Here is a 21,853-nt window from a genome sequence, read left to right as displayed (position 1 = left end):
AATGACATTAAAAGCGGTTGGAATAATAACTGAATATGATCCATTTCATAATGGTCACTTATTTCAATTGCAAAGCGCTCAAGCAGCAACTGGTGCAGATGTTACAGTTGTTGTAATGAGTAGTAACTGGACTCAGCGAGGGGAACCAGCTATTTTTGACAAATGGACGAGATCCCAAATGGCTTTGGAAAATGGTGTCGATCTTGTAATTGAGTTGCCGATTCAATCAGCTGTTCAACCAGCTAGTATTTTTGCTGATCAAGCAGTTAAATTAGTTGATGCGTTAAAATGTTCCTGGCTATCTTTTGGTAGTGAACATCCTGAAATTAATTTTAATGAGTTTAAAACTTTAGAAATTAAGACGGATGCAGATGAATTTAAAAACTACCAAGAAAGTTATCCTGAAACATTTCGAAAATTCTTTTTAGATAATCATGGAGTTAATTTGGTATCTCCCAATGACACTCTTGGCTTTTGGTACGCACAAGCGGCTAAAAAATTAAAATCTAATTTAGAATTAGTTCCCATTATCAGACGTGAAAGCGATCATAATGATAACGAATTGATGCAAACTATCTCAAGTGGTAAATCAATTCGAAAGGCGATTAAGTCCGGCAATTCAAATTTCACTAAATTTATGCCGCAATCATCTTTCAATCCTGATGAATTAAAACCAATGTTTTGGGATGATTTTTGGCCATATTTAAAATATGAAATTAATCAAAGCTCATTAGCTGAATTGCATAATGTCTATCAAATGTCTGATGGGCTAGAGTATTTATTTAAAAAGTCAGCGATCAAAGCTCAAAATTTTGCTGAATTCATCGAATTAGTGAAGAGTAAACGATATACTTATACCAGGTTACAACGTTTGTGTGTATATGTTTTATTCAAAATTACTCAAGCACAAATTGATACAAGTCAGGATAATATTAGAATATTAGGAATGACAAAAAAAGGGCAGGCTTATTTACGTCAAGTAAAGAAGGAGCTCGAACTTCCGTTAATTTCAAAAGTTGACAAGTCAGTTTTTGAAAAGGAAGATTATTTAGAATGTAAATCCGGTTTATTAACTGGAATGATTTTGCATAAGCAACAAGACTTATACCGGTTTCCTGTTATAATTAATAAATAAAATTAGCTATCAAGGAAATTACCTTGACATAGCTTTTAGATATAAGTATAATTGGATTGTTGCATTGGAGGTTGTTTTTATGAAGTGGTCTTTTGAAAAACTTCAAGGATACAAAAAAAGTCCGTTCGAAGAAAGTGATAAGCTTGATTTGAAATCAGACTTAATGGAACGTTATCCTGATGTTATTTTAGATGCAACTCCGTTTAACGTGGAAGTATCTGCTATTTCAGATAATGGCGATGTCATTATCGATGCACACGTTAAAGGAAGTGTTACTGTTCCTTCATCAAGATCATTGGATCCTGTCGACTTGGACTTAGATTTCGATATTAACGAAGTTTACGTGAATACTAAAGCAGCATTGAATCGTTATGATGAAGATACTGTGGTAATCAAAGTTGATGAAGATGATGATACAATTGATTTTGATAAAGCTGTAGCGGATAATGTTATTATTAACATTCCAATGCAGGTTCTTTCTCCTGAGGAACAAGATGGTAAATCAATGCCATCTGGAAATGACTGGGAAGTTATTTCCGAAGATGATTTTAATCATCAAGAGGAGGAAACAACTAAAGTTGATCCACGTCTTGCGGATCTTAAGAATTTCTATTCTAAAGATGATGACAAGGCTTAAAAATTCACTAGTGGAAATTAATTAATAAGGGAGGTTATTATTAATGGCTGTACCAAAGAGAAAAACTTCAAAAGCTAGAAGAGATATGCGTCGTGGACACATCAAATTGACTGTTCCTGGCATGAGTGCATGTCCTAACTGTGGAGAATTACGTAAGTCACATTACGTATGTCCAAGTTGTGGCTTCTACGATGGAAAAGAAGTAGTTGCTAAAAAGAACAACTAATTAAAAAATAGAACTTTGAAAACACCATGGGTTTTCGGGGTTCTTTTTTTATACTTAAAAATTCTATAAGAATCCTACTACGTGTAGTGTCCGCTATGTTTTATAATTTAATCGTGTTACAATTTAGATTGTATATTATAGATTTGAAAGGAAGATATTTTTATGAATGGTGAAATTTATGGAAATACTGCTGAAATGGCTAACCGTCTAGTTGCTAAAACTTATCAAAAAGTTTGCGCAGGATTAGCTATTACAGGAGTAATCATGACTTTGATGGCTGTTTTCATGACAAAATGGGTTATGTCAATGGGAATGGGAACATCATTAATTATCCTTGTTGTTGCTTTAGGATTGATGTTTGCATTAAGTCGCTCAGTTAGTGATGAAAATACAAGTGCATCAACCACTAATACTATTTACTACTTAATGACAATTCTATTTGGAGTTTCATTGAGTCCAGTACTTATTTATTACAATGCACGAACTGTTGGATTAGCAATGCTTGGAACTGCAATTATGTTTGCGGGACTTACATTTTACGCTAATAACACTAAACGTGATTTTATTGGTTTTGGTGCCTACTTGATGTGGGGACTTTTAGCTGCAATCATCTTAAGTGTTGTATCAATGTTCTTACACATTCCTGGTTTATATATTTTAATGGATCTTGTAATGTTAGTTATTTTTGCTGTTTTCATTATTTACGATACTCAAAGCGTAAAACGTTTTGCAGATTCTGTTGATAGTGAAGAACAATTACAAAAATACAGTACAATGGGTGCATTAAGTATTTACCTTGATATCCTAAACATTTTCCAAATTTTATTGGAACTTATTGGTATGGGTGATAACAAAAACTAATTTTTCATTAGCACGTTAACTTCGGTTAGCGTGTTTTTGTTTATGCGAAATTAGCGTAAAAAAATAAGCTAGGAAATAGTTCCTAGCTTATTTTTTATTAATCATCTTGATGATGACGTTGTTTATTGGCATTACGATTATGATTTTCGTTATCAATTACTGGTTGATCATCTTTAATTTCTTCGGCTTCAATAGCTTTTTCAGTTTCTTCAACTGATTCAGGAACAATTACCTTAGGAGGATTTTTCTTAGCTTCTTCTTGAATTTGTTTAATGATTCGTGGACGAATAGCATTAACAATTAATTGTTGAATGATTGCGAACAAACCACCGATGAAGAAGTAGATTCCTAATCCGGCAGGTGATGATAGTGATACGAAGAAAATCATGACAGGAGAGATAATCATCATTGCTCCCATTTGTTTCCGTTGGGCTTTAGGCATTCCGATTACTGAAAGGTAACCTTGAACGGCATAAACAATCAATGAAAGAACAGCAAGTAAAATACTCTTTTGTCCTAATTGAATACCCATAAAAACAGTATGAGATAATTCTGGAGAGTAACGAATGGCTTCATACAAGGCAGCAAAGATTGGCATTTGAATAAGAAGTGGTAAACAACCAATTCCACCAGTCATACTGATATTGTTATCTTTGTATAACTTCATCATTTGCACATTTAATGCCATTTGTTCTTCTTGTGTTTTGGCTTTCTTTAGCAAACTTTGAATCTTAGTCATTTGTGGTTTAACTAACGCCATTTTTTCTTGCATGATTGTTGATTTTTTCAATTGACTAATCATGACTGGAAGTAAAAGACATCGTACGATTACTGTAATAGCAATCAATGACCATCCGTAACCACCAACATATTTTGCAAGCCAGTCCATCACGTGTTGTCCAGGTACTGCTAAGTAGTCATAAACAATCCCGTAAGGATTACCATGTGAATCTTGCTGAACACACCCAGAGAGGGTAAGAGCAGCTAGTCCAGCCATTGCGACTAAACCAAGTTTTTTTCTGTTTTTCATTAATAAACTCCTAACTATGAAATCATAGTTATAATACTAAACTAATGCGGTGGTTACTGCAATCGAACTGCGTTAAAATTTAACTTTAAAACTATCATAATGTTTATCAAAATCAGCTAACCTAACATAGATATGGGATATTCGTGCCCGTGGATTAGGAAAATGATGAAGTTTATCAATAAAAGTTCTTAAAAGATTGATAGTTCCTTGTGCAATAATCTTAACCTCACCATTTGGTAAATTTTCAATTGTACCCGTTACATGCAATTCATTAGCAAATAAACAAGTTGTATGACGGAAACCAACTCCTTGTACTTTTCCACGAATTAAAATCAAATAGGTCTTCATGAGTATTTATCCTTTCTTTTAAATTGATGTGGTACTATTATATTTAGAATAAAATATTTTGAGGAAGAAACCAAATGGAACGAATTGCATCTAAACAAAATAAAAAAGTTAAAGAATTAAAAAAACTAGAAACAGCTAAAGGGAGAAAAAAAGCTGACCAATATTTAATTGAAAGCTGGCATCTAGTCCAAGAAGCTATCAATAATTTGCCTAAGTCAGAAATCGTTACTATTTTTACTACTGATGATCAATATTTGGAGCATGGTAGTGATTTAAAGGGATTTGACGTAGTTTCGATTTCAGATGAGATTGCTGACGAAATTGCATCAACCTCTACGACCCAAGGCATCTTTGCACTTTGCAAAATTGACAATCAAGGCTTAGATGATGTCGAACTAAGTGGAGCCTGGTTACTATTAGATGACGTGCAAGATCCAGGTAATATTGGAACAATGGTTCGAACAGCTGATGCTGCTGGTTTTACAGGCGTTATATTTGGTGACGGAACTTCTAGCCAGTATAATAGTAAGGTACAGAGAGCCATGCAAGGAAGTCAATATCACGTTAATTTGGTAAAGTCTCCATTGCAAACTGTGATTGCAAAGTTGAAAGCCCAAAATACGCCAATTTATGGGACAGAATTAAATCCAGACGCGCTTAATTATGAAGACATTAAACCAATGTCTGAATTTGCTTTAATTATGGGTAATGAAGGAAACGGAATGAACAAAGACTTATTAAAGGAAACAACTAATAATCTTTACATTCCGATTAAGGGAAAAGCAGAATCATTGAATGTTGCAATTGCAGCAGCCGTGATTATGTTTCGAATTATGAAATAGTTCGAGGATAAAAGAATGAAAGCAAATGCTTGGAAGAATGATCCGGAGTTTATGGCTTGTATCTCTGACCTGTTAAACTCTGATGAAGTGAAGCAATTAGCAGGTTATACACAACATCACCATTCAACTAGATTAAAACATTGCATCTACGTTTCGTATGTTAGTTATTTAATTGCAAAACGAATGCATCTAGATTATCGAGCTGCTGCTCGGGGTGGACTACTTCATGATTTATTTTACTATGATTGGAGAACTACCAAATTTGATATTGGATCACATGCTTATATGCATCCGCGAGTAGCATTGAGAAATGCTAGAAACATTACTGAACTTACTCCTAAAGAAGAAGACATTATTTTGAAGCACATGTGGGGATTAACCCTAGCACGACCAAAATACATGGAAAGTGTGATTGTTTCGTTAGTAGATGATTACGCTGCTGTAAATGAATTTATGTCACCCGTTGAACTAAGATTTAAAAATTTATTGAACAATAAAAATAGCAAGAAAAAAGAATAGGTCGTGATTATGATGGCAAACAAAAAAATAATCAAAGATGATGGAGAATGCCTTTGCTCAAAATTTGAAGAAGCATTTTCTATTCTAGGTAAGAAATGGAACGGAGTAATTATTGAATCACTCTTAATTGGTGGATCACTTCGTTTTGGTGAGATTGCTAATAAAATTGACGGATGTAGTGATCGAGTACTAACTGCTAGATTAAAAGAATTACGAGAATGGGATATTATTGCCCGTAAGACATCCGATGAATCATCATTAATTAAGTATGAATTAACTGAAAAAGGTAAGGATTTACAACCAATTATGACAGCTGTTCATGGCTGGGCTGATAAATGGTGTGACGGTGATAAATAGGTTTGACCGTGGCAGTAATATGTTTTATACTTTTAGTAACTACTGTGAAAAAAGAAGTAGTAGGCTGCGCTAATACAGAGAGATTGGTTTGCTGAGAAAAATCCATGTGGCTGAATTCGCTTTTGAAGAAGTAGACATAAATAAACTAATTAAAAATGTCCGATTGATGTCGTTATCCATCCTAAGAGTGCACACGGATTCGTGTGAATTTGGGTGGTAACGCGAAGCTTCGTCCCTGCTATAGGGAGAGGCTTTTTTTATTGGAAAAAAGGGGGATTTTGTCGTGGGTTTAAGAGAAGATTTAGAAACAATCAAACAAAATGGTTTGAACGAAATTAAAGCTTCAACTGATGTCAAAGCTTTAAACGAAATTCGGGTCAAACTATTAGGTAAAAAAGGACCTATTACACAAGCATTACGTGGTATTTCAACACTTCCTGTTGAAGAAAGACCAGTGGTTGGTAGTTTTGCTAACACGATTCGTGATGAATTGGCTACTGCAATTTCAACTAAACAAGAGGAACTTGAAACTGCTAAATTAAACGCTAAATTAGCAGCAGAAAAGGTGGATGTTACTTTACCCGGTAACAACGTTGCTTTAGGTCATCCGCATGTTATCCAACAAATTATTGATGAAATTGAAGATATCTTTATTGGAATGGGTTACCAAGTTTTAAGTGGTCCAGAAGTTGAAGAAGATCATTACAATTTTGAAATGATGAATTTACCTAAAGATCATCCTGCCCGTGATATGCAAGATACTTTCTACATCACTAAAGAAATCTTGATGAGAACGCATACTTCACCAATGCAAGCTCGTACTTTAGAAAAACACGACTTCAGCAAAGGTCCTTTGAAGATGATTTCTCCAGGTGTCGTATTTAGACGTGATACTGATGATCCTACTCACTCTCATCAATTCCATCAAGTTGAAGGAATTATGATTGACAAACACATCACGATGGCTGACTTGAAGGGTACTTTGGAAGTAATGACCCACAAATTGTTTGGTGACAAATTCCAAGTTCGTCTTCGTCCAAGTTATTTCCCATTCACTGAACCTTCAGTTGAAGCAGATATCACTTGTATGAACTGTGGTGGTAAAGGTTGTGACGTATGTAAGGGTTCTGGCTGGATTGAAGTATTAGGTGCCGGGATGGTTCATCCTAACGTCCTTAAAATGGCCGGTGTTGATCCTAAAGAATACGGTGGATTTGCCTTTGGTGTTGGTCCCGATCGTTTTGCAATGTTGAAATACGGGGTTAATGATATCCGTGATTTCTACCTTGACGATTTACGCTTCTTATCACAATTTGATTAATTAGGAGGAACGAAATGTTATTATCATATGATTGGCTTAAAGATTATTTAGACATCAATCTTTCTCCAGAAGAACTTGGTGAAAAAATTGAAAGAACTTCAGTTGAAGTTGATTCAGTTTCTAAACGTAGCGATGGACTTAAAAAGATTGTGGTTGGTAAAATTCTTTCATTTGAAAAGCATCCCGATGCTGGACATTTGAATATTTGCCAAATTGATGTTGGTGAAGACGAACCATCACAAATCGTGTGTGGTGCTCCGAACGTTGAAGTAGGCAAAAAAGTAATTGTGGCACTCCCTGGTGCTCGTGTGGGCGGCAACATTAAGATTAAGAAAGCAAAGATGCGTGGAGTTCAATCTAACGGGATGCTTTGTGGCCTTGATGAAATTGGTTTCCCTAAAGATATCGTTCCTGATGAATGGAAAGATGGAATCTACTTTTTACCTGAAGATGCTGAATTAGGTACTCCAGTGTTTGATTATTTAGGCATGAATGATCCATTAATTGACTTAGATGTTACCCCTAACCGAGGAGATATGTTGAGTTTACGTGGTGCTGTTTATGATTTAGCAGCCGTATTTGATCAAAAAGTTAATTTTGATGAAACTGCTGCCAAAGAATTAGGTAACGTTGAATCTAAAGCAGATGTAAAAGCAAATGCTGATGAAGATTTAGCTCCAATTTACAAATTAAAAGTGATTAAAAATGTGGAAGTTAAAACTAGTCCACTTTGGTTACAAATTAAGCTTTGGAACTTAGGTATCAAACCAATTAACAATGTTGTTGATATTACTAACTTAGTTATGATGAAACTTGGTCAACCATTGCATGCTTATGATTTAAGTGAGATTGCAGATGGTGATTTACGCGTTCGTCGGGCTAAAAATGGTGAAAAAATTACCACTCTTGATGAAGAAGAACGTGAATTATCACCAGTTGATGTGGTAATTGCAGATGGTGAAAAGCCTGTTGCGCTTGCCGGATTAATGGGTGGTCACGATACCCGCGTTACTGCCGATACTACTGATATCGTAATTGAAGCAGGAGTCTTTGAACCGGTTGCTACTCGTAAGATGGCTCAAAAAGAATTGCTTCATACAGATGCTTCACAACGGTTTGAACGTGGAGTAGATAAAGGTAACGTGGAAAATGCCTTAAACTATGCTGCTGGTTTGGTACAAGAATTGGCCAATGGTAAAGCAAGTCTTGGGGTAGTTGCTGGAAGTGACGAAATTGTTAAACCAGTTACAATTGCTATCTCAGCTAATCGTATTAACCATGTTTTAGGTACTGATTTAAGTGAAAAAGAAATTATTTCAATCTTCAATCGCTTAGGTTTCTCAGTAGAAACTAAGGACAATGAAATGTTAGTTACTGTACCTACAAGATGTTGGGACATTAAGATTGACGCTGATTTAATTGAAGAAGTTGCCCGTATCTACGGATATGACAACATTCCTGTAACTTTACCAGTGACAGTTACTACTGAAGGTAGTTTCACTCCTAAGCAACAATTAATCCGTAAATCACGTAAAGTTTTACTTGGTGAAGGATTAACTCATGCCATTTCATATTCATTAACTACTGAAGCTAAAGCTAAAATGTTCCTATTGAATGATAGTAATGAAACTAATTTGCAATGGCCAATGACTAATGATCATGCTGTTCTCCGTATGAATTTGATTTCTGGACTATTGAATGATATTTCATACAATCAAGCTCGTGGGGTGGAAGATGTCCCATTCTTCGAACAAGGTCGAGTTTTCTTTAGAGAAGCGGATGAAGTTCGTCCAACTGAAGTAGAACATATTGCTGGTGCTGTTTCAGGTTCATTGATTCAATCAACTTGGAACCAAAAAGCCACTAAAATGGATTTCTTTGGGATGAAAGGAATTGTTGCTAAATACCTTGAAACTTTATCATTAGCTGATGAAATTTCATATGAAGGAACTGATGCAATCAAAGAAATGCATCCAGGTCGGACTGCCTTAATCAAACTTGGTGATGAAGTTATTGGTTTTGTTGGTCAAGTACATCCAACGACTGCCAAAGAATTCAAAATCAAACCAACTTTCGTATTCGAACTTGATTTAGATAAATTAGTGGATGCTAAGAAGAATGATCAACAATACAAACAAGTAAGCCCATACCCAAGTATTAGTCGTGATATGGCTATGTTAGTTAATGATGATGTTACAAATGAACAAATTTATGATATTATCAAACGTCGCGGTGGTGCATTCTTGAAGAATGTCACATTATTCGATGTTTACGATGGAGAACATGTTCCAGAAGGTAAAAAATCATTAGCATATTCATTAACATTTGAAGATGCCAAAGAAACTCTTAAAGATGAAGTAGTAAACAAAGCAATTGCTAAGATTACCAAATATCTTCAAGATGAACTTGATGTAGAAATTAGATAGTTTTTAAGTAAAAGGGGAAATCTTAGAAATGACAACCAAAAAGCGTCCTATTATTATTGGTGTAACTGGTGGATCAAGTAGTGGGAAAACTACTGTTAGTAAATCAATCTTGCAACGATTATTAGGTCATTCAATTAGTATTTTGCAACAGGATTCGTACTATAAAGATCAATCACATAAGACGATGGAAGAACGTCGTAAGCAAAATTATGATCATCCAGATGCTTTTGATGATGATTTATTAGTACAACAGTTACAAGACTTGTTGAATTATAAAACAATTCAAAAACCTGTTTATGATTACACTGTATCTAACCGTAGTAAAGAAACTCAAACTCAAGAACCAACTGATGTTATTATCTTAGAAGGAATCTTGATTTTGAATGATCCACGTCTTCGTGACATGATGGACATTAAAGTTTTCGTTGATACGGATGATGACATTCGTTTAATTCGTCGAATCCAACGTGATACAGTAGAACGTGGTCGTTCTGTTGATTCAATTATTCAACAATATTTATCAACTGTACGTCCAATGTATCATCAATTTGTTGAACCAACGAAGCGCTATGCTGATATCATTATTCCCCGTGGTGGTAAGAATGAAGTTGCTATTGATCTATTAGCAACCAAGGTTCAATCAATTCTTGGAACAGATAGTGAAACTTCTGTGATAGATTATTAGTGATTTTATTTGATAAATTTCGCTTTTAATGATAGATTTTAGATTGAATAAAATAATGAGGTGCTAAAATGGCTGAAGAAAAAGTATATCCAATGACCAAAGACGGTCAAGTTAAACTTGAACAAGAACTTGAAGATTTAAAAACAAATCAACGTCCACACGTAATTGAACAAATTAAGATTGCTAGAAGTTATGGTGATTTGTCAGAAAACTCTGAATACAAATCAGCTAAAAATGAACAAGCATTACTTGAAAGTCGTATCAATACGGTTGAACACATGCTTCAATTTGCTCAAATCGTTGATGATTTGAACACAGATACTGATGAAGTTAGTGTTGGTAAGACTGTTTCATTTAAAGAATTACCTGACGAAGAACCAGAAGAATACCAAATTGTTGGGGCAGCAGAAGCTGATCCACTTGCTGGTAAAGTATCAAACGATTCACCAATTGCTCGTGGTCTTTTAGGTCATAAAGTTGGTCAAAAAGTTGATATTGAAATTCCTGACGGCGTAATGCATGTTGAAATTTTAAGTGTTAAATAGTTAGAAAAAGATGTTGGACATTTTGTCTAACATCTTTTTTAATTTTACTTAATTTTAGTTTATGGATATTGCGGAACCATGTTTATAATGGGATAATGAACGTAATTGTTTAAATAAAGTCATTAACTTAATATCAAAATATGATTAAAAAGGGGTAACTGTTGTGGGGAACTTTTTTGGAAGATTTTTCAAAAAGAGAACGCGTTCTACAAGACAATCAAATGAAGCGAATACAATTCCGTTTCGTTTGAATTTGATTTTCTTTGTAGTTGGATTATTATTTATTGTTTTAATTTGGAAATTAGCTGACTTACAAATTATTCAAGGAAATTATTTTAAGTCAACAGTAAGTCAAAATAATAACTATACAAAATATGGAAATGTACCACGTGGTAAAATTTATGATTCCACGGGTAAGTTAATGGTTGGAAACGAAAGTCAACGTGCAATTACTTATACTAGATTGCCAAGCGTATCTTCTAAAGATATGTATCAAACAGCAACTCAATTAGGTGATTACATAACTGTACCTACTAATCATTTAAATAAAAAACAAATAGCCCAATATTATTTAGCTAACACTTCTAATAGTGCTAATGCTGAAAAGCAAATTAATGGGGCTTCAAGTATGAGTCCTGATAAAGTGCAAGCTGAAGAAATTAAAAAGTTTGTTGCCGGAGATATTGTTCCCATTACAAATAAAATGAAAAATGCAGCTGCAATTTTCAATTCTATGAGTGGAGCATATACACTTTCAACGACTTATATCAAATATAATAAGGTTTCTGCAAAAGAACTATCATTAGTCGGTGAACATCAGTCAGAATTACCTGGGGTTGAAGTTGGAAGTAACTGGGTAAGAAATTATCCTGAGGGTAAAGAGGTTCAAACAGTTACTGGTTCAGTTTCATCAAATAAATCAGGACTTCCTGAAGATCGTGTAAATAGTTTGCTTGCACAAGGTTATTCTCAAAATGAATCAGTTGGAATTAGTGATCTTGAATCTCAATATGAACCAATTTTAAAGGGATCTAAATCACAAACTAACGTTAAAGTAAGTAGTAGTAATCAAATCATTTCACAAATGGTTAAATATCCTGGAAAAGCTGGAGATAACTTACAACTTACGATTAATTCTAAATTCCAAAATGATTTGCAAAAAATAGTAAGAAAAGATCAAGCTGGTGGTTATGGTACTGGGACATATGCCGTTGCAATGAATCCATATACTGGTGCCGTAATTGGAATGGCAGGTGTGGATCGTGATCCTAAGACCAATAAAATCACCCAAAATGATATGGGGGTAATTAGTCGACCAATTACTATGGGATCAGTAGTTAAACCAGCTATGGAACTTGGTGCATTGATGAAGGGAATTATTACTCCTGAAAACAGTGTTCAAACCGATCAACCAATTAAAAATGGTGGAGGAACTAAATCTTCATGGTTTAATCCTACTGGTGCACATGATATTCAATTGACAGCACAAGATGCCTTAGAAGATTCTTCTAACTCTTATATGATGCAATTGGCTATGAAAGAAGCTGGATATAAGTATGTCCCTGGTGCACCATTAAATATGAATCCTGCTATTTTTGATACCTTAAGAAATAATTTCAAACAATTTGGATTAGGAGTTAAAACTGGAATTGATTTACCAGGTGAATCAGCTGGTATCCAAGGTCCATCTGGATTTGCTAATATTGGTAAAGCACTGGATGAATCATATGGTAACTACGATGGATATACAACAATTCAATTAGCTCAATATGTTTCAATTATTGCTAATGGTGGTTATCGTTTGAAACCACAACTAGTTCAAAATATCCGAGGTAACACTAAAGATAACAGTAAACTAGGTGCAATTAAGGAAACAATTCGTCCTCAAGTATTGAGTAAAGTTCCATTTACTGAAGCACAAAGAAATGTTATTTTACAAGGTATGTATCAAGTTGTGCATGGAACTAGTCCTTATCGTACTGGGATGACAACTAATGAAATTAAGCCATCTATTTCTGCTAAAACTGGTACAGCGCAAACTTTCTATGATGGAAATGAAACTGCTACTTTAAGTATGATTGCAATGGCACCTTATAAAAATCCACATGTAGTAATTGCTTTGTCAATGCCAAACCTTCCAGAATCTGCTGGTAATAATGCTCAACTAGCTGCTGATATCTTAAATGCATATTGGAAAGACGTTGAACACGCTCCAAAATAGCGTCAAGTAAAAATAATTAACATTATTTGCATTAATCGCTAGAATTTTTTAGTAAAAGGTGTTATGATTGTTTATGTTATTATTGATAAATTAAAAAAGCATCTGTTTGGAGGTATTTACCATGCGTGTACACATTACATTAGAATGTACTGAATGCCACGAACGCAATTACTTAACTTCTAAAAATCGTCGTAACAACCCCGATCGTTTAGAATTAACAAAGTACTGCCCTCGTGAAAGAAAAGCAACTTTACATCGCGAAACAAAATAAAGATTTTGAGCCTTGTGCTCAAAATCTTTTTTATTTAGGATAATAAAAATGAAAAATGAAATACGACAACAAATGTTTGAATTGATGAAAAATGCTGGTTCAAATCATGGGAAATTGTACCAACAACTATTTAACTCATCAGAATGGCAAGCAGCAAAGATAATTGCTGTTACAATGAGTACTAACATGGAACTAGATACAATGCCTATTATTGAAAAAGGACTGTCTGAAGGGAAGACAATGCTTATTCCGAAGACTTTCCCACATCATAAAATGGAATTTTTTGAATTTGAAAATCTAGAGTCACTAATTCTTAGCAATTTTGGGATTTTAGAACCCAATGATAATGCAAAAGTAATCGCCAAAAATAAAATAGATTTAATTATTGTTCCAGGAGTAGCGTTTTCTAAAAATAACAATCAACGAATTGGTTATGGCGGTGGTTTTTATGATCGCTATTTAAGCGACTATCTTGGGAAAACGATTAGTTTAGTTAGACATTTTCAATTAATTGATTCAGAATGGAAATTAGAAATTACAGATATCCCAATTCAACGTTTAATTATTGAGGTCGAATAATGATGCGAAAAATTAAAAACATTCCATTCATTACGTATGGATTAGTTTCTATCATGGTATTATATTTTGTCGTTATGACTTGTGCAGGTGGTACTGAAAATAGTGCTATTTTATTGCACTTTGGTGCTGAATATAATCCATTGATTAAAGCAGGCGAGTGGTGGAGATTAATTACGCCAATCTTTATTCACATTGGCTATCAACATTTGATTTTGAATCTGATTGTTTTGTATTATTTTGGTCGCATTATTGAACTTTATTTTGGACATTTAAAATTCTTGATAATTTTTATTGGTTCTGGAATAATGGGTAATCTAATGAGTTTTGCTTTTGAAAACGGAATATCCGCTGGAAGCAGCACATCAATATTTGGTTTATTTGGAGCATTTGCAGTCTTATATTTAAAACTAAAAAATGATCCTTTTATCCAAAATTATGGCAAAACTTGTTTGCTATTTATTGTGTTAAATTTCGTTATGGATATTTTTATGCCAAATGTTAGTTTGATTGGGCATATTGGTGGGTTACTTGGCGGATATTTGATTAGTATGATAATTGGAATTAAGGGATTTAAAACTTTAAATAAAAAAAGTATAATTATTTATGCAAACGCTTTAATTCTTGGTATAATAATAATGTACTATATTGGTTTGAATCGTTGACACAAATAAGTAATTTATTTTAGGATGATAACTGTATATGAAAAATTTATATGATGTACAACAGCTTTTAAAGAGATTTGGAACATACGTTTATGTAGGAAAAAGAATCTGGGATATTGAAGTTATGGCTTTAGAACTAGATCATCTACATGAAGCAAAGGTTATTTCTAATAAAGAATTTGTTTCTGCCAAGTTAGTTTTAACTCACGAACACAAAATAGAAGAAAATAAATTAAAGCAACAAAATGACACTGGAGGTTTATAGTTATGTCAAAGAATTTAATTGGTATCGATTTAGGTGGTACAACTACTAAAATGGCTTTTCTAAATGAAGATGGTGAAGTCTTAGAAAAATGGAGAATTTTGACTGATATTAGTGATGAAGGAAGTCATATTGTTCCTAATATTATCAAGTCAATTGCTCAACATATCGAAGATTCAGGTAAGACTACTGCTGATTTTATTGGTATTGGTATGGGAACTCCTGGTGCAGTTGATCGTGCTAACGGTACTGTTTCAGAAGCTTTTAACTTGAACTGGAAGACTACTCAACCAATTCGTGAACAAATCCAAAAGGGATTAGGATTACCATTTGACCTTGATAATGATGCTAATGTTGCATCATTAGGTGAATACTGGAAGGGTGCCGGAAGTGCTGAAGACGACGTTGTCTTTGCTACTCTAGGTACTGGTGTTGGTGGTGGTGTTATCGCTAACGGTAAATTACTTCATGGTGTAAATGGTGGAGCCGGTGAAATTGGTCATATTGCTGTTCAACCAGATGGATACCTATGTACTTGTGGTAAAAAAGGTTGTCTTGAAACATATGCTTCAGCTACTGGAATTGTTCGTGTTGCTGAAGATATGGCTAAGAAATTCAATGGTACTTCACGTCTAAAAGAACTTATTGATGATGGTGACGAAAAAATCACTTCAAAATTAGTATTTTACCTTGCAGACAACGGTGATATCTTAGCAAACCAAGTTGTTGATCGTGTATGTTTCTACTTAGGTCTTGCACTTTCAATGATTGGTAACACATTAAACCCTGCAAGTATCATTATTGGTGGTGGTGTTTCTAACGCCGGTAACACTTTGTTACAACCAACAACTAAATACTTCCAAGAAAATGCCTTCCCATCAGTTAGAAATTCTACTAAGATTAAATTAGCTGAACTTGGAAACGACGCCGGTGTTATCGGTGCGGCTTCAATGGCATTACAATTCAGATAAAAATAACTAAAACGAATGGGGTGGAATTAATTGGCTAGTTTCTTAAACTCAATTACTATGTTTTTATTAGTAATTGTTATTATCATTGCTCTTTGGGCTGCTGTACATTATTTTAATGTCTTCAGAACAAAAAGATATGCTAAATTTCTTTCAGAAGAAGAATTTAGAGAAGGAATTAGAAAGGCACAAGTAATTGATCTTCGTGAACCAAACGCATTTAAAAATGGTCATATTATGGGTGCCAGAAATATCCCTTATTCAACATTTAAAAACTTTTATACTGAATTACGTCCTGATTTGCCTGTATATTTATATGACCAAACTAAGACGCTTAGTATGAGAGCTGCTAAATTTTTAAATAAAAAAGGCTTTAAAAATATTTCAATTTTGGATGAAGGTTACCAAAAATGGGATGGAAAAGTGAAAAAAGGCTAAAAAAATAAGAGCTCTTAAGAGCTCTTATTTTTTTGTTTATTAACCTAAGTGTGAAGAACCAGATTTTCTTAATGACTTTTTACGGTTATCTTCAGCTTTCTTTTCTTGAGATTCAATTGGTTCTACGACTGCTTTTTTAAATGAGAATAAAACTCCAGCAGTTACACCAATCATGGTAGCTACACCAGTAGCAAAACCTTTACCAAATTTATGCATAATGAACAACCTCCATATTATTATTTACTTGTTTATTATGCGTTATTTGCGTTAATATATCCAGTATCAACTATGAATTAAGTTAGGAATAACGATGAAAAAAATATTAATTATTGTTGGACCAACAGCAGTGGGAAAAAGTGCTTTGGCCATCAAATTAGCAAAAAAATACAATGGTGAAGTGATTTCTGGAGATTCGTTACAAATTTATCGAAAGCTTGATATTGGTACCGCAAAAACCTTACCGAAAGAACAAAACGGAATACCACATTACCTAATTGATACTAAAGATGTAGATCAAGAAAATGGTGTAGTTGATTTTGTTCATGACGCTGGAAAGTTAATTGATAATATTAGTAATCGTGGTAAGTTACCAATCATTGCTGGTGGAACAGGATATTATATTCAAGCTTTGATTAATGGACTTGCTCTTGGTGGTGAAAACAGCTCTGATGAGAAAGTTAAAGCTAACTTAGAACAAGAATTAGCGGATACTTCTAGTGAACAAATGTGGGATAAATTAAATAAGATTGATCCAGTAGCTGCTGAAAAAATTCCAGCAGCTAACTCACGTAAGATAATTCGAGCATTAGAAGTCTGTGAAGTAACAGGGCATAAATTTTCTGAACAACAAAACTTTGAACCGCAATATGATGCTTTAGTGATTGGCCTAAATTGTGATCGTAAATTACTATATCAACGAATTAATCAGCGAGTTGATTTGATGATGGATGAGGGATTGCTACAAGAAAATAAATGGTTATTTAGTCATGGTGGGATGAATAATCCAGCTAGCAAAGGAATTGGTTATCGTGAATTTGATGCGTACTTTAATGCAAATCAAAGTTTATCTGATACAATAGATGAAATTAAGCTAGATTCAAGGCACTATGCTAAACGCCAATTAACTTGGTTTAGAAACAAATTAAATACGAATTGGTTTAATTTAGTTGAACATCCAAGTGAAATTAATCAAATTGAAACATTAGTAAATCAATGGAGATGATTTTTTGAATATCGAAGCAATGTGTAATCAAACAATTAATTTATATCGGAAGCTAGACACTAAACGTCAATTAGTCTGGAAAGAAAATCAACATTTACCAGCTGTAATGGTGTCTTTGAACATTCATTTAGGGGAATTAGCAGAATTGTGTGGACTAGATGATACTAAGATAGACGGAATTACATCTTCTACTAAAGAAGAACGCCTGAATGCTTTTGTAGTTGTGATGCGTGATTTCATCTTAATTTCGAGTATTTGTAATTGGAATGATAAATTGCGGTTATCAGAAGATGAAACCAAACGACTTGCTATTTTAAATAAGGATGACAAATCACAACTAGATACGTTATTTCTTTCAATTCAAAATATGCTATTAAAAGCCTATTATGAAAAAAATGACACTTCGTTTAGACATGCCTGGGTTTTACTATTTAAGTGGGCTGAGACTGATTTTGGCTTTACTGATGCTGAAATTCAAACAGCTTTTTTAGAAAAAATTGAAAAAGATCTGAAACTTATCTAAATTTGCTATTGACTTAGCGACGTATAATTCATATAATAATTTATGTTCTGTAAAAGAACTATATGTCGCAGTAGCCCAGCTGGATAGAGCAACGGTCTTCTAAACCGTAGGTCGAGAGTTCGAATCTCTCCTGCGACATATCAAAGATAAATGCTTTTAGCATTTATCTTTTTTTATTTGACTTTTATGCTAATGTCAGATAAAATAACTATGTTGTACTTGTGAGCTCTCACAGCTACAACCGCACATTCTGAGTATTAAGTCCGAAAGGCGCTCAGTTATGGCGAGTCTAAGCATATTATTTTAAGGAGGTGCATGTACATGTACGCAATTATCGTTACAGGTGGAAAGCAATACAAAGTTTCTGAAGGTGAATCTATTTTCGTTGAAAAATTAGATGCAGCTGCAGGTGACAAAGTAACTTTTGACCAAGTTGTTTTAGTTGGTGGGGATAACACTAAAGTTGGTACTCCATTAGTAGACGGTGCTTCAGTTGAAGGATCTGTTGAAAAACAAGGTAAACAAAAGAAGATTACTATCTTCCGTTACAAGCCTAAGAAGGGTTCAACTTCTAAAAAAGGTCACCGTCAACCTTACACTAAAGTTAAGATTGAAAAAATTAACGCTTAATTCTTATGATTAAAGCAAAGTTTAATTCTCAAAATGATCTCATTACTGGATTTTCATTATCTGGTCATGCTGATTCTGGAGAATATGGGCATGATATTGTCTGTGCTGCTGTTTCAGTGCTTTCGATATCAACTATTAATGGTTTAACTCAGGTTGCTGGGATTAATCCATTGGTTGATCAAGATGTTGAAAATGGTGGATATTTAGCTGTAACCATTAAGGATGCAGATTTAAATAACATTCAAGTACAAACATTATTATTATGCTTTGAAAATGGTATGCGTGATATTGCAAAGCAATATGACAAATACATTAAGATACAATAATTTTTAATATGGAGGTGTATCGCACATGCTTAAAATGGACTTACAATTCTTCTCTCACCATAAAACCGGTGGTTCATCATCTAACGGTCGTGACTCAGCTGGTCGTCGTTTAGGAACTAAGGCTGCTGATGGTTCAACTGTTACAACTGGTTCAATCATTTACAGACAACGTGGAACTCACATCTACCCAGGTGTTAACGTTAAACGTGGTTCAGATGATACTTTATTCGCACTTGCCGATGGTGTCGTTCGTTTCGAACGTTTAGGAAGAGACAAACGTCAAGTTTCTGTTTACCCAGAAGCTGAAACTGCAAATAAGTAAATAAAAATTTGAGACTCGCTTAACCGTGAGTCTTTTTTTATGCAATTAGCTATTTCACTTGATTTAAGCTAGTTATAATTGATATGATTGATAGTAAATATAGGGGGCTTTATTATGGCTATTTCTACTGCAAAATTTAAAAACGGATTGACTATCGAAGTTGATAACGCAATCTGGAAGATTCTTGAATTCCAACACGTTAAACCTGGTAAGGGTGGAGCTTTTGTTCGTACTAAACTAAAGAACTTAAGAACTGGTGCTGTTCAAGAAAAGACTTTCCGTTCTGGTGCCAAAATGGAAAAGGCTGAAATCAACACTATGAAGATGCAATACCTTTACGATGATGGTAATGGTTTAGTATTCATGGATAATGATACTTATGATCAAATTACTATTCCTCGTGAAGCTTGTGAAGAAGCAATGAAATACTTACAACCAAACATGGAAGTTCAAATTATGCAATACAAGGGTGAAACTCTTGGAATTGAATTACCAAAAACTGTAAGTCTTGAAGTTGCTGCTACTGAACCTGGTATCAAAGGTGATACTGCTTCAGGTGGTTCAAAACCAGCTACTATGAGCACTGGTGTTACTTTACAAGTTCCTTTCTTCGTAAATGAAGGTGACAAGTTAATCATCAATACTACTGATGGTACTTACATCTCACGTGATAAGGAAAGTAAATAACAATTAATTATTCTTGAATTGGAGGCTATGAAAATGGCAACAGAAGAACAATTTATTACTTTAGATAATAAAAAAGATGATTTAGGTAACATTAAAGTAGCGCCAAACGTTATTGAAGTGATTACTAGCATTGCTACAACTGATGTTGATGGTGTTAACAAAATGCGCGGAACTATTTCTTCAAGTGTCCAAGGACTATTTGGTAGAAAAGAACGCAGTCATGGTGTTAAATTAGCATTTAATGATAACGATAACTTAGACGTTGATGTCTATGTTTACCTTGATTATGGTGTTTCAGTTCCTAAAGTAGCACTTCAAATTCAAGATCAAGTTAAACAACAATTACTTTTCATGACTGACTTGCATGTTGATGACGTCAACGTTCATGTTGAGGGAGTAGTTCCTGAAAAGGCTACTAAGGTTGATACTGATAGCTTGTTCGATAATGATGGAGAAAAAAGTGAAAACTAACAGACACCAAATTAGAGAATATGCATTTCAAACTTTATTCGCAATGCACAGTAATGATGAAATGGATTTAGATGATTTCTTCAAATATCTCACTGATGATGAATCAGCAGTCGCACCTGAATACTATAAAGAATTAGTTAACGGTGTTAAAGATAATAAAGAAAAAATCGATGAAATTATCAAATCATTTTTGGATTCAAAATGGACAATTAGTCGTTTGAACAAATCTGATTTAATCATTCTTGAACTGGGAATTTATGAAATGGACTTTGAAGAAGATGTTCCTGACAAAGTTGCAATTAACGAAGCACTTGAATTAGCTAAGAAATTTAGTGATGAAAAATCAAGTAACTTTATTAATGCCATTCTAGATAAGAATATGAAAAAGAACCCTGAATAGGGTTCTTTTTTGTTTTATAAAGGTGTTTAATATCTGAATATGCTAAAATTGAGATATTAATATTACGAATTGTGAGGAATTAACCATGGTAGAAATGATCGACGGACGTAAAGTCGCTAAAGAAGTTAACGCAGCTACCAAAGCTAAGGTAGAAGAACTTGCTAAAAAAGGTGTCACACCAGGATTAGCTGTTATTTTAGTTGGAGATAATCAAGCTAGTCAAAGATATGTACATATGAAAGAAAAGAAAGCTGTTGAATTAGGTATTAATTCAATCATGAAGACTTTTCCAGCTGATGTGAGTGAAGCAACTTTAATTGATACGATTAAATCATTGAATAATGATTCTGCAGTGAACGGAATTTTAGTTCAAGCTCCGCTTCCAGCTCATATCGATGAACAAAAAGTGATTGAAACTATTAAACCAGAAAAAGATGTTGATGGATTTCATCCGATCAACGTGGGTAATTTATTCTTAAATTTAGATAAAAAATACCCAGTGGCATGTACTCCAAAAGGGATTATGACACTATTAGAAAAATATAATGTTAACCTTGATGGTGCCAAAGTTGTCATTGTTGGTCGTAGTTCAATTGTTGGAAAGCCAATGTTGGCATTAATGTTAAATGCTAATGCAACCGTTACTGACGTGCATAGTCATACTAAGAATTTAAAAGACTACACACGTGATGCTGATGTAGTGGTTTCCGCTGTTGGAAAATCTAACATGTTAACTGACGGAGATTTCAAGCCAGGTGCTTACGTAATCGACGTAGGTCAAAACTTAGATGAAAACGGTAAGTTAGTCGGGGATGTTAATTACAACCCCGAAACGAGCAAAATTGGCTATATTACACCAGTTCCTGGTGGAGTTGGTCCAATGACAATTGCAACTTTAATGCAACAAACAGTCGAAATGTGTGAATGGAGTCTATAAAA

General features: G+C 34.1%; 30 protein-coding genes, 1 tRNA gene and 1 other annotated feature. Of the genes, 28 read left to right on the top strand and 3 right to left on the bottom strand.

Annotation, left to right across the window (positions count from 1 at the left end; genetic code table 11):
• The first annotated feature begins 1 nt into the window (after nucleotide 1).
• The 4 genes from ACQW5G_RS08300 (at nucleotide 2) to ACQW5G_RS08285 (ending at nucleotide 2,859) form a co-directional block, all read left to right on the top strand.
• A complete protein-coding gene (locus ACQW5G_RS08300) occupies nucleotides 2-1,135 on the top strand; it encodes a nucleotidyltransferase (protein ID WP_429970991.1) in 1,134 nt (377 codons plus the stop codon).
• Nucleotides 1,136-1,214: 79 nt separating this feature from the next.
• Entirely contained in the window at nucleotides 1,215-1,772 is a 558-nt protein-coding gene (locus ACQW5G_RS08295) for a YceD family protein (RefSeq protein ID WP_429970990.1), read from the top strand.
• A gap of 43 nt (nucleotides 1,773-1,815) precedes the next feature.
• On the top strand, nucleotides 1,816-1,998 hold the full coding sequence (rpmF, locus tag ACQW5G_RS08290; protein ID WP_429970989.1) for a 50S ribosomal protein L32: 183 nt from the start codon (nucleotides 1,816-1,818) through the stop codon (nucleotides 1,996-1,998).
• Nucleotides 1,999-2,160: 162 nt separating this feature from the next.
• Nucleotides 2,161-2,859 carry a Bax inhibitor-1/YccA family protein gene (locus tag ACQW5G_RS08285; RefSeq protein WP_429970988.1) on the top strand — a complete coding sequence of 233 codons (699 nt, stop codon included), beginning with the start codon at nucleotides 2,161-2,163 and terminating at the stop codon, nucleotides 2,857-2,859.
• A 97-nt stretch (nucleotides 2,860-2,956) separates the two neighbouring features.
• Here ACQW5G_RS08285 and yidC read toward each other — a convergent pair whose 3' ends face one another.
• Nucleotides 2,957-3,889 carry a membrane protein insertase YidC gene (gene yidC / locus ACQW5G_RS08280; protein WP_429970987.1) on the bottom strand — a complete coding sequence of 311 codons (933 nt, stop codon included), beginning with the start codon at nucleotides 3,887-3,889 and terminating at the stop codon, nucleotides 2,957-2,959.
• 72 nt (nucleotides 3,890-3,961) lie between these two features.
• Complete coding sequence (locus tag ACQW5G_RS08275; protein ID WP_429970986.1) at nucleotides 3,962-4,237, bottom strand: acylphosphatase; 276 nt, start codon at nucleotides 4,235-4,237, stop codon at nucleotides 3,962-3,964.
• 74 nt (nucleotides 4,238-4,311) lie between these two features.
• Between ACQW5G_RS08275 and ACQW5G_RS08270 the strand changes: the two genes are divergently transcribed.
• From ACQW5G_RS08270 to ACQW5G_RS08205, 14 genes are all read left to right on the top strand, one after another.
• Nucleotides 4,312-5,079: a TrmH family RNA methyltransferase gene (locus tag ACQW5G_RS08270; protein WP_429970985.1), complete on the top strand. Its 768-nt coding sequence runs from the start codon at nucleotides 4,312-4,314 to the stop codon at nucleotides 5,077-5,079.
• Nucleotides 5,080-5,094: 15 nt separating this feature from the next.
• Nucleotides 5,095-5,598, top strand: a complete 504-nt coding sequence (locus ACQW5G_RS08265; protein ID WP_429970984.1) for a hydrolase — start codon at nucleotides 5,095-5,097, stop codon at nucleotides 5,596-5,598.
• 9 nt (nucleotides 5,599-5,607) lie between these two features.
• The gene (locus ACQW5G_RS08260) at nucleotides 5,608-5,955 is read left to right on the top strand and encodes a winged helix-turn-helix transcriptional regulator (RefSeq protein WP_429970983.1); all 348 of its coding nucleotides are present in this window, start codon (nucleotides 5,608-5,610) and stop codon (nucleotides 5,953-5,955) included.
• A 283-nt stretch (nucleotides 5,956-6,238) separates the two neighbouring features.
• The gene (pheS, locus tag ACQW5G_RS08255; RefSeq protein ID WP_429970982.1) at nucleotides 6,239-7,276 is read left to right on the top strand and encodes a phenylalanine--tRNA ligase subunit alpha; all 1,038 of its coding nucleotides are present in this window, start codon (nucleotides 6,239-6,241) and stop codon (nucleotides 7,274-7,276) included.
• A gap of 14 nt (nucleotides 7,277-7,290) precedes the next feature.
• Nucleotides 7,291-9,702, top strand: a complete 2,412-nt coding sequence (gene pheT, locus ACQW5G_RS08250; RefSeq protein WP_429970981.1) for a phenylalanine--tRNA ligase subunit beta — start codon at nucleotides 7,291-7,293, stop codon at nucleotides 9,700-9,702.
• Nucleotides 9,703-9,730: 28 nt separating this feature from the next.
• Entirely contained in the window at nucleotides 9,731-10,387 is a 657-nt protein-coding gene (gene udk, locus ACQW5G_RS08245; RefSeq protein WP_429970980.1) for a uridine kinase, read from the top strand.
• Between the two features lie 68 nt (nucleotides 10,388-10,455).
• Nucleotides 10,456-10,932 (top strand): transcription elongation factor GreA, encoded by a 477-nt coding sequence (gene greA, locus ACQW5G_RS08240; RefSeq protein ID WP_429970979.1) that lies wholly within the window; start codon nucleotides 10,456-10,458, stop codon nucleotides 10,930-10,932.
• A gap of 163 nt (nucleotides 10,933-11,095) precedes the next feature.
• Entirely contained in the window at nucleotides 11,096-13,153 is a 2,058-nt protein-coding gene (locus tag ACQW5G_RS08235) for a peptidoglycan D,D-transpeptidase FtsI family protein (RefSeq protein ID WP_429970978.1), read from the top strand.
• 121 nt (nucleotides 13,154-13,274) lie between these two features.
• Complete coding sequence (rpmG, locus tag ACQW5G_RS08230; RefSeq protein ID WP_014081923.1) at nucleotides 13,275-13,424, top strand: 50S ribosomal protein L33; 150 nt, start codon at nucleotides 13,275-13,277, stop codon at nucleotides 13,422-13,424.
• Between the two features lie 48 nt (nucleotides 13,425-13,472).
• Nucleotides 13,473-14,003, top strand: coding sequence for a 5-formyltetrahydrofolate cyclo-ligase (locus ACQW5G_RS08225; RefSeq protein ID WP_429970977.1), 531 nt, complete (start codon nucleotides 13,473-13,475; stop codon nucleotides 14,001-14,003).
• Complete coding sequence (locus ACQW5G_RS08220) at nucleotides 14,003-14,665, top strand: rhomboid family intramembrane serine protease (protein WP_429970976.1); 663 nt, start codon at nucleotides 14,003-14,005, stop codon at nucleotides 14,663-14,665. Before ACQW5G_RS08225 ends, ACQW5G_RS08220 begins: the two co-directional genes overlap by 1 nt.
• A 37-nt stretch (nucleotides 14,666-14,702) precedes the next feature.
• Nucleotides 14,703-14,930: a YqgQ family protein gene (locus ACQW5G_RS08215; protein WP_429970975.1), complete on the top strand. Its 228-nt coding sequence runs from the start codon at nucleotides 14,703-14,705 to the stop codon at nucleotides 14,928-14,930.
• Between the two features lie 2 nt (nucleotides 14,931-14,932).
• Nucleotides 14,933-15,898 carry an ROK family glucokinase gene (locus ACQW5G_RS08210; protein WP_429970974.1) on the top strand — a complete coding sequence of 322 codons (966 nt, stop codon included), beginning with the start codon at nucleotides 14,933-14,935 and terminating at the stop codon, nucleotides 15,896-15,898.
• Between the two features lie 57 nt (nucleotides 15,899-15,955).
• The gene (locus ACQW5G_RS08205) at nucleotides 15,956-16,333 is read left to right on the top strand and encodes a rhodanese-like domain-containing protein (protein ID WP_429971909.1); all 378 of its coding nucleotides are present in this window, start codon (nucleotides 15,956-15,958) and stop codon (nucleotides 16,331-16,333) included.
• A gap of 39 nt (nucleotides 16,334-16,372) precedes the next feature.
• Here the strand turns inward: ACQW5G_RS08205 and ACQW5G_RS08200 are convergent, their stop codons facing one another.
• The gene (locus ACQW5G_RS08200) at nucleotides 16,373-16,549 is read right to left on the bottom strand and encodes a DUF3042 family protein (RefSeq protein ID WP_429970973.1); all 177 of its coding nucleotides are present in this window, start codon (nucleotides 16,547-16,549) and stop codon (nucleotides 16,373-16,375) included.
• Nucleotides 16,550-16,643: 94 nt separating this feature from the next.
• Between ACQW5G_RS08200 and miaA the strand changes: the two genes are divergently transcribed.
• From miaA to ACQW5G_RS08150, 10 genes are all read left to right on the top strand, one after another.
• Nucleotides 16,644-17,555 carry a tRNA (adenosine(37)-N6)-dimethylallyltransferase MiaA gene (miaA, locus tag ACQW5G_RS08195; RefSeq protein WP_429970972.1) on the top strand — a complete coding sequence of 304 codons (912 nt, stop codon included), beginning with the start codon at nucleotides 16,644-16,646 and terminating at the stop codon, nucleotides 17,553-17,555.
• Nucleotides 17,556-17,559: 4 nt separating this feature from the next.
• Nucleotides 17,560-18,078 (top strand): hypothetical protein, encoded by a 519-nt coding sequence (locus ACQW5G_RS08190; RefSeq protein ID WP_429970971.1) that lies wholly within the window; start codon nucleotides 17,560-17,562, stop codon nucleotides 18,076-18,078.
• A gap of 64 nt (nucleotides 18,079-18,142) precedes the next feature.
• Nucleotides 18,143-18,216, top strand: a tRNA-Arg gene (locus tag ACQW5G_RS08185).
• Nucleotides 18,217-18,307: 91 nt separating this feature from the next.
• Nucleotides 18,308-18,379, top strand: a sequence feature (ribosomal protein L21 leader region).
• Nucleotides 18,380-18,399: 20 nt separating this feature from the next.
• Nucleotides 18,400-18,708, top strand: a complete 309-nt coding sequence (rplU, locus tag ACQW5G_RS08180) for a 50S ribosomal protein L21 (protein ID WP_429970970.1) — start codon at nucleotides 18,400-18,402, stop codon at nucleotides 18,706-18,708.
• A 5-nt stretch (nucleotides 18,709-18,713) separates the two neighbouring features.
• Nucleotides 18,714-19,034, top strand: a complete 321-nt coding sequence (locus ACQW5G_RS08175; RefSeq protein WP_429970969.1) for a ribosomal-processing cysteine protease Prp — start codon at nucleotides 18,714-18,716, stop codon at nucleotides 19,032-19,034.
• Between the two features lie 25 nt (nucleotides 19,035-19,059).
• On the top strand, nucleotides 19,060-19,356 hold the full coding sequence (gene rpmA / locus ACQW5G_RS08170) for a 50S ribosomal protein L27 (RefSeq protein ID WP_429970968.1): 297 nt from the start codon (nucleotides 19,060-19,062) through the stop codon (nucleotides 19,354-19,356).
• 114 nt (nucleotides 19,357-19,470) lie between these two features.
• Nucleotides 19,471-20,043: an elongation factor P gene (gene efp / locus ACQW5G_RS08165; protein ID WP_429970967.1), complete on the top strand. Its 573-nt coding sequence runs from the start codon at nucleotides 19,471-19,473 to the stop codon at nucleotides 20,041-20,043.
• 33 nt (nucleotides 20,044-20,076) lie between these two features.
• The gene (locus ACQW5G_RS08160) at nucleotides 20,077-20,514 is read left to right on the top strand and encodes an Asp23/Gls24 family envelope stress response protein (protein ID WP_429970966.1); all 438 of its coding nucleotides are present in this window, start codon (nucleotides 20,077-20,079) and stop codon (nucleotides 20,512-20,514) included.
• A complete protein-coding gene (gene nusB / locus ACQW5G_RS08155) occupies nucleotides 20,504-20,914 on the top strand; it encodes a transcription antitermination factor NusB (protein ID WP_429970965.1) in 411 nt (136 codons plus the stop codon). Before ACQW5G_RS08160 ends, nusB begins: the two co-directional genes overlap by 11 nt.
• A gap of 85 nt (nucleotides 20,915-20,999) precedes the next feature.
• Nucleotides 21,000-21,851, top strand: a complete 852-nt coding sequence (locus tag ACQW5G_RS08150; RefSeq protein WP_429970964.1) for a bifunctional 5,10-methylenetetrahydrofolate dehydrogenase/5,10-methenyltetrahydrofolate cyclohydrolase — start codon at nucleotides 21,000-21,002, stop codon at nucleotides 21,849-21,851.
• Nucleotides 21,852-21,853 lie beyond the last annotated feature (2 nt).

Source organism: Fructilactobacillus sp. Tb1 (assembly GCF_050500285.1).
Classification (GTDB): Bacteria; Bacillota; Bacilli; order Lactobacillales; family Lactobacillaceae; genus Fructilactobacillus.
Note: the sequence above shows the minus strand (reverse complement) of the source record. Positions and strands in the feature narration are given on the sequence as shown.

What these genes read in the sequence shown, in the direction of transcription:
- ACQW5G_RS08300 (WP_429970991.1), top strand. Translation starts at nt 2, where the DNA reads ATGACATTAAAAGCGGTTGGAATAATAACTGAATATGATCCATTTCAT.
- ACQW5G_RS08295 (WP_429970990.1), top strand. Translation starts at nt 1,215, where the DNA reads ATGAAGTGGTCTTTTGAAAAACTTCAAGGATACAAAAAAAGTCCGTTC.
- rpmF (WP_429970989.1), top strand. Translation starts at nt 1,816, where the DNA reads ATGGCTGTACCAAAGAGAAAAACTTCAAAAGCTAGAAGAGATATGCGT.
- ACQW5G_RS08285 (WP_429970988.1), top strand. Translation starts at nt 2,161, where the DNA reads ATGAATGGTGAAATTTATGGAAATACTGCTGAAATGGCTAACCGTCTA.
- yidC (WP_429970987.1), bottom strand. Translation starts at nt 3,889, where the DNA reads ATGAAAAACAGAAAAAAACTTGGTTTAGTCGCAATGGCTGGACTAGCT.
- ACQW5G_RS08275 (WP_429970986.1), bottom strand. Translation starts at nt 4,237, where the DNA reads ATGAAGACCTATTTGATTTTAATTCGTGGAAAAGTACAAGGAGTTGGT.
- ACQW5G_RS08270 (WP_429970985.1), top strand. Translation starts at nt 4,312, where the DNA reads ATGGAACGAATTGCATCTAAACAAAATAAAAAAGTTAAAGAATTAAAA.
- ACQW5G_RS08265 (WP_429970984.1), top strand. Translation starts at nt 5,095, where the DNA reads ATGAAAGCAAATGCTTGGAAGAATGATCCGGAGTTTATGGCTTGTATC.
- ACQW5G_RS08260 (WP_429970983.1), top strand. Translation starts at nt 5,608, where the DNA reads ATGATGGCAAACAAAAAAATAATCAAAGATGATGGAGAATGCCTTTGC.
- pheT (WP_429970981.1), top strand. Translation starts at nt 7,291, where the DNA reads ATGTTATTATCATATGATTGGCTTAAAGATTATTTAGACATCAATCTT.
- udk (WP_429970980.1), top strand. Translation starts at nt 9,731, where the DNA reads ATGACAACCAAAAAGCGTCCTATTATTATTGGTGTAACTGGTGGATCA.
- greA (WP_429970979.1), top strand. Translation starts at nt 10,456, where the DNA reads ATGGCTGAAGAAAAAGTATATCCAATGACCAAAGACGGTCAAGTTAAA.
- rpmG (WP_014081923.1), top strand. Translation starts at nt 13,275, where the DNA reads ATGCGTGTACACATTACATTAGAATGTACTGAATGCCACGAACGCAAT.
- ACQW5G_RS08225 (WP_429970977.1), top strand. Translation starts at nt 13,473, where the DNA reads ATGAAAAATGAAATACGACAACAAATGTTTGAATTGATGAAAAATGCT.
- ACQW5G_RS08220 (WP_429970976.1), top strand. Translation starts at nt 14,003, where the DNA reads ATGATGCGAAAAATTAAAAACATTCCATTCATTACGTATGGATTAGTT.
- ACQW5G_RS08215 (WP_429970975.1), top strand. Translation starts at nt 14,703, where the DNA reads ATGAAAAATTTATATGATGTACAACAGCTTTTAAAGAGATTTGGAACA.
- ACQW5G_RS08210 (WP_429970974.1), top strand. Translation starts at nt 14,933, where the DNA reads ATGTCAAAGAATTTAATTGGTATCGATTTAGGTGGTACAACTACTAAA.
- ACQW5G_RS08205 (WP_429971909.1), top strand. Translation starts at nt 15,956, where the DNA reads ATGTTTTTATTAGTAATTGTTATTATCATTGCTCTTTGGGCTGCTGTA.
- ACQW5G_RS08200 (WP_429970973.1), bottom strand. Translation starts at nt 16,549, where the DNA reads ATGCATAAATTTGGTAAAGGTTTTGCTACTGGTGTAGCTACCATGATT.
- miaA (WP_429970972.1), top strand. Translation starts at nt 16,644, where the DNA reads ATGAAAAAAATATTAATTATTGTTGGACCAACAGCAGTGGGAAAAAGT.
- rplU (WP_429970970.1), top strand. Translation starts at nt 18,400, where the DNA reads ATGTACGCAATTATCGTTACAGGTGGAAAGCAATACAAAGTTTCTGAA.
- ACQW5G_RS08175 (WP_429970969.1), top strand. Translation starts at nt 18,714, where the DNA reads ATGATTAAAGCAAAGTTTAATTCTCAAAATGATCTCATTACTGGATTT.
- rpmA (WP_429970968.1), top strand. Translation starts at nt 19,060, where the DNA reads ATGCTTAAAATGGACTTACAATTCTTCTCTCACCATAAAACCGGTGGT.
- efp (WP_429970967.1), top strand. Translation starts at nt 19,471, where the DNA reads ATGGCTATTTCTACTGCAAAATTTAAAAACGGATTGACTATCGAAGTT.
- ACQW5G_RS08160 (WP_429970966.1), top strand. Translation starts at nt 20,077, where the DNA reads ATGGCAACAGAAGAACAATTTATTACTTTAGATAATAAAAAAGATGAT.
- ACQW5G_RS08150 (WP_429970964.1), top strand. Translation starts at nt 21,000, where the DNA reads ATGGTAGAAATGATCGACGGACGTAAAGTCGCTAAAGAAGTTAACGCA.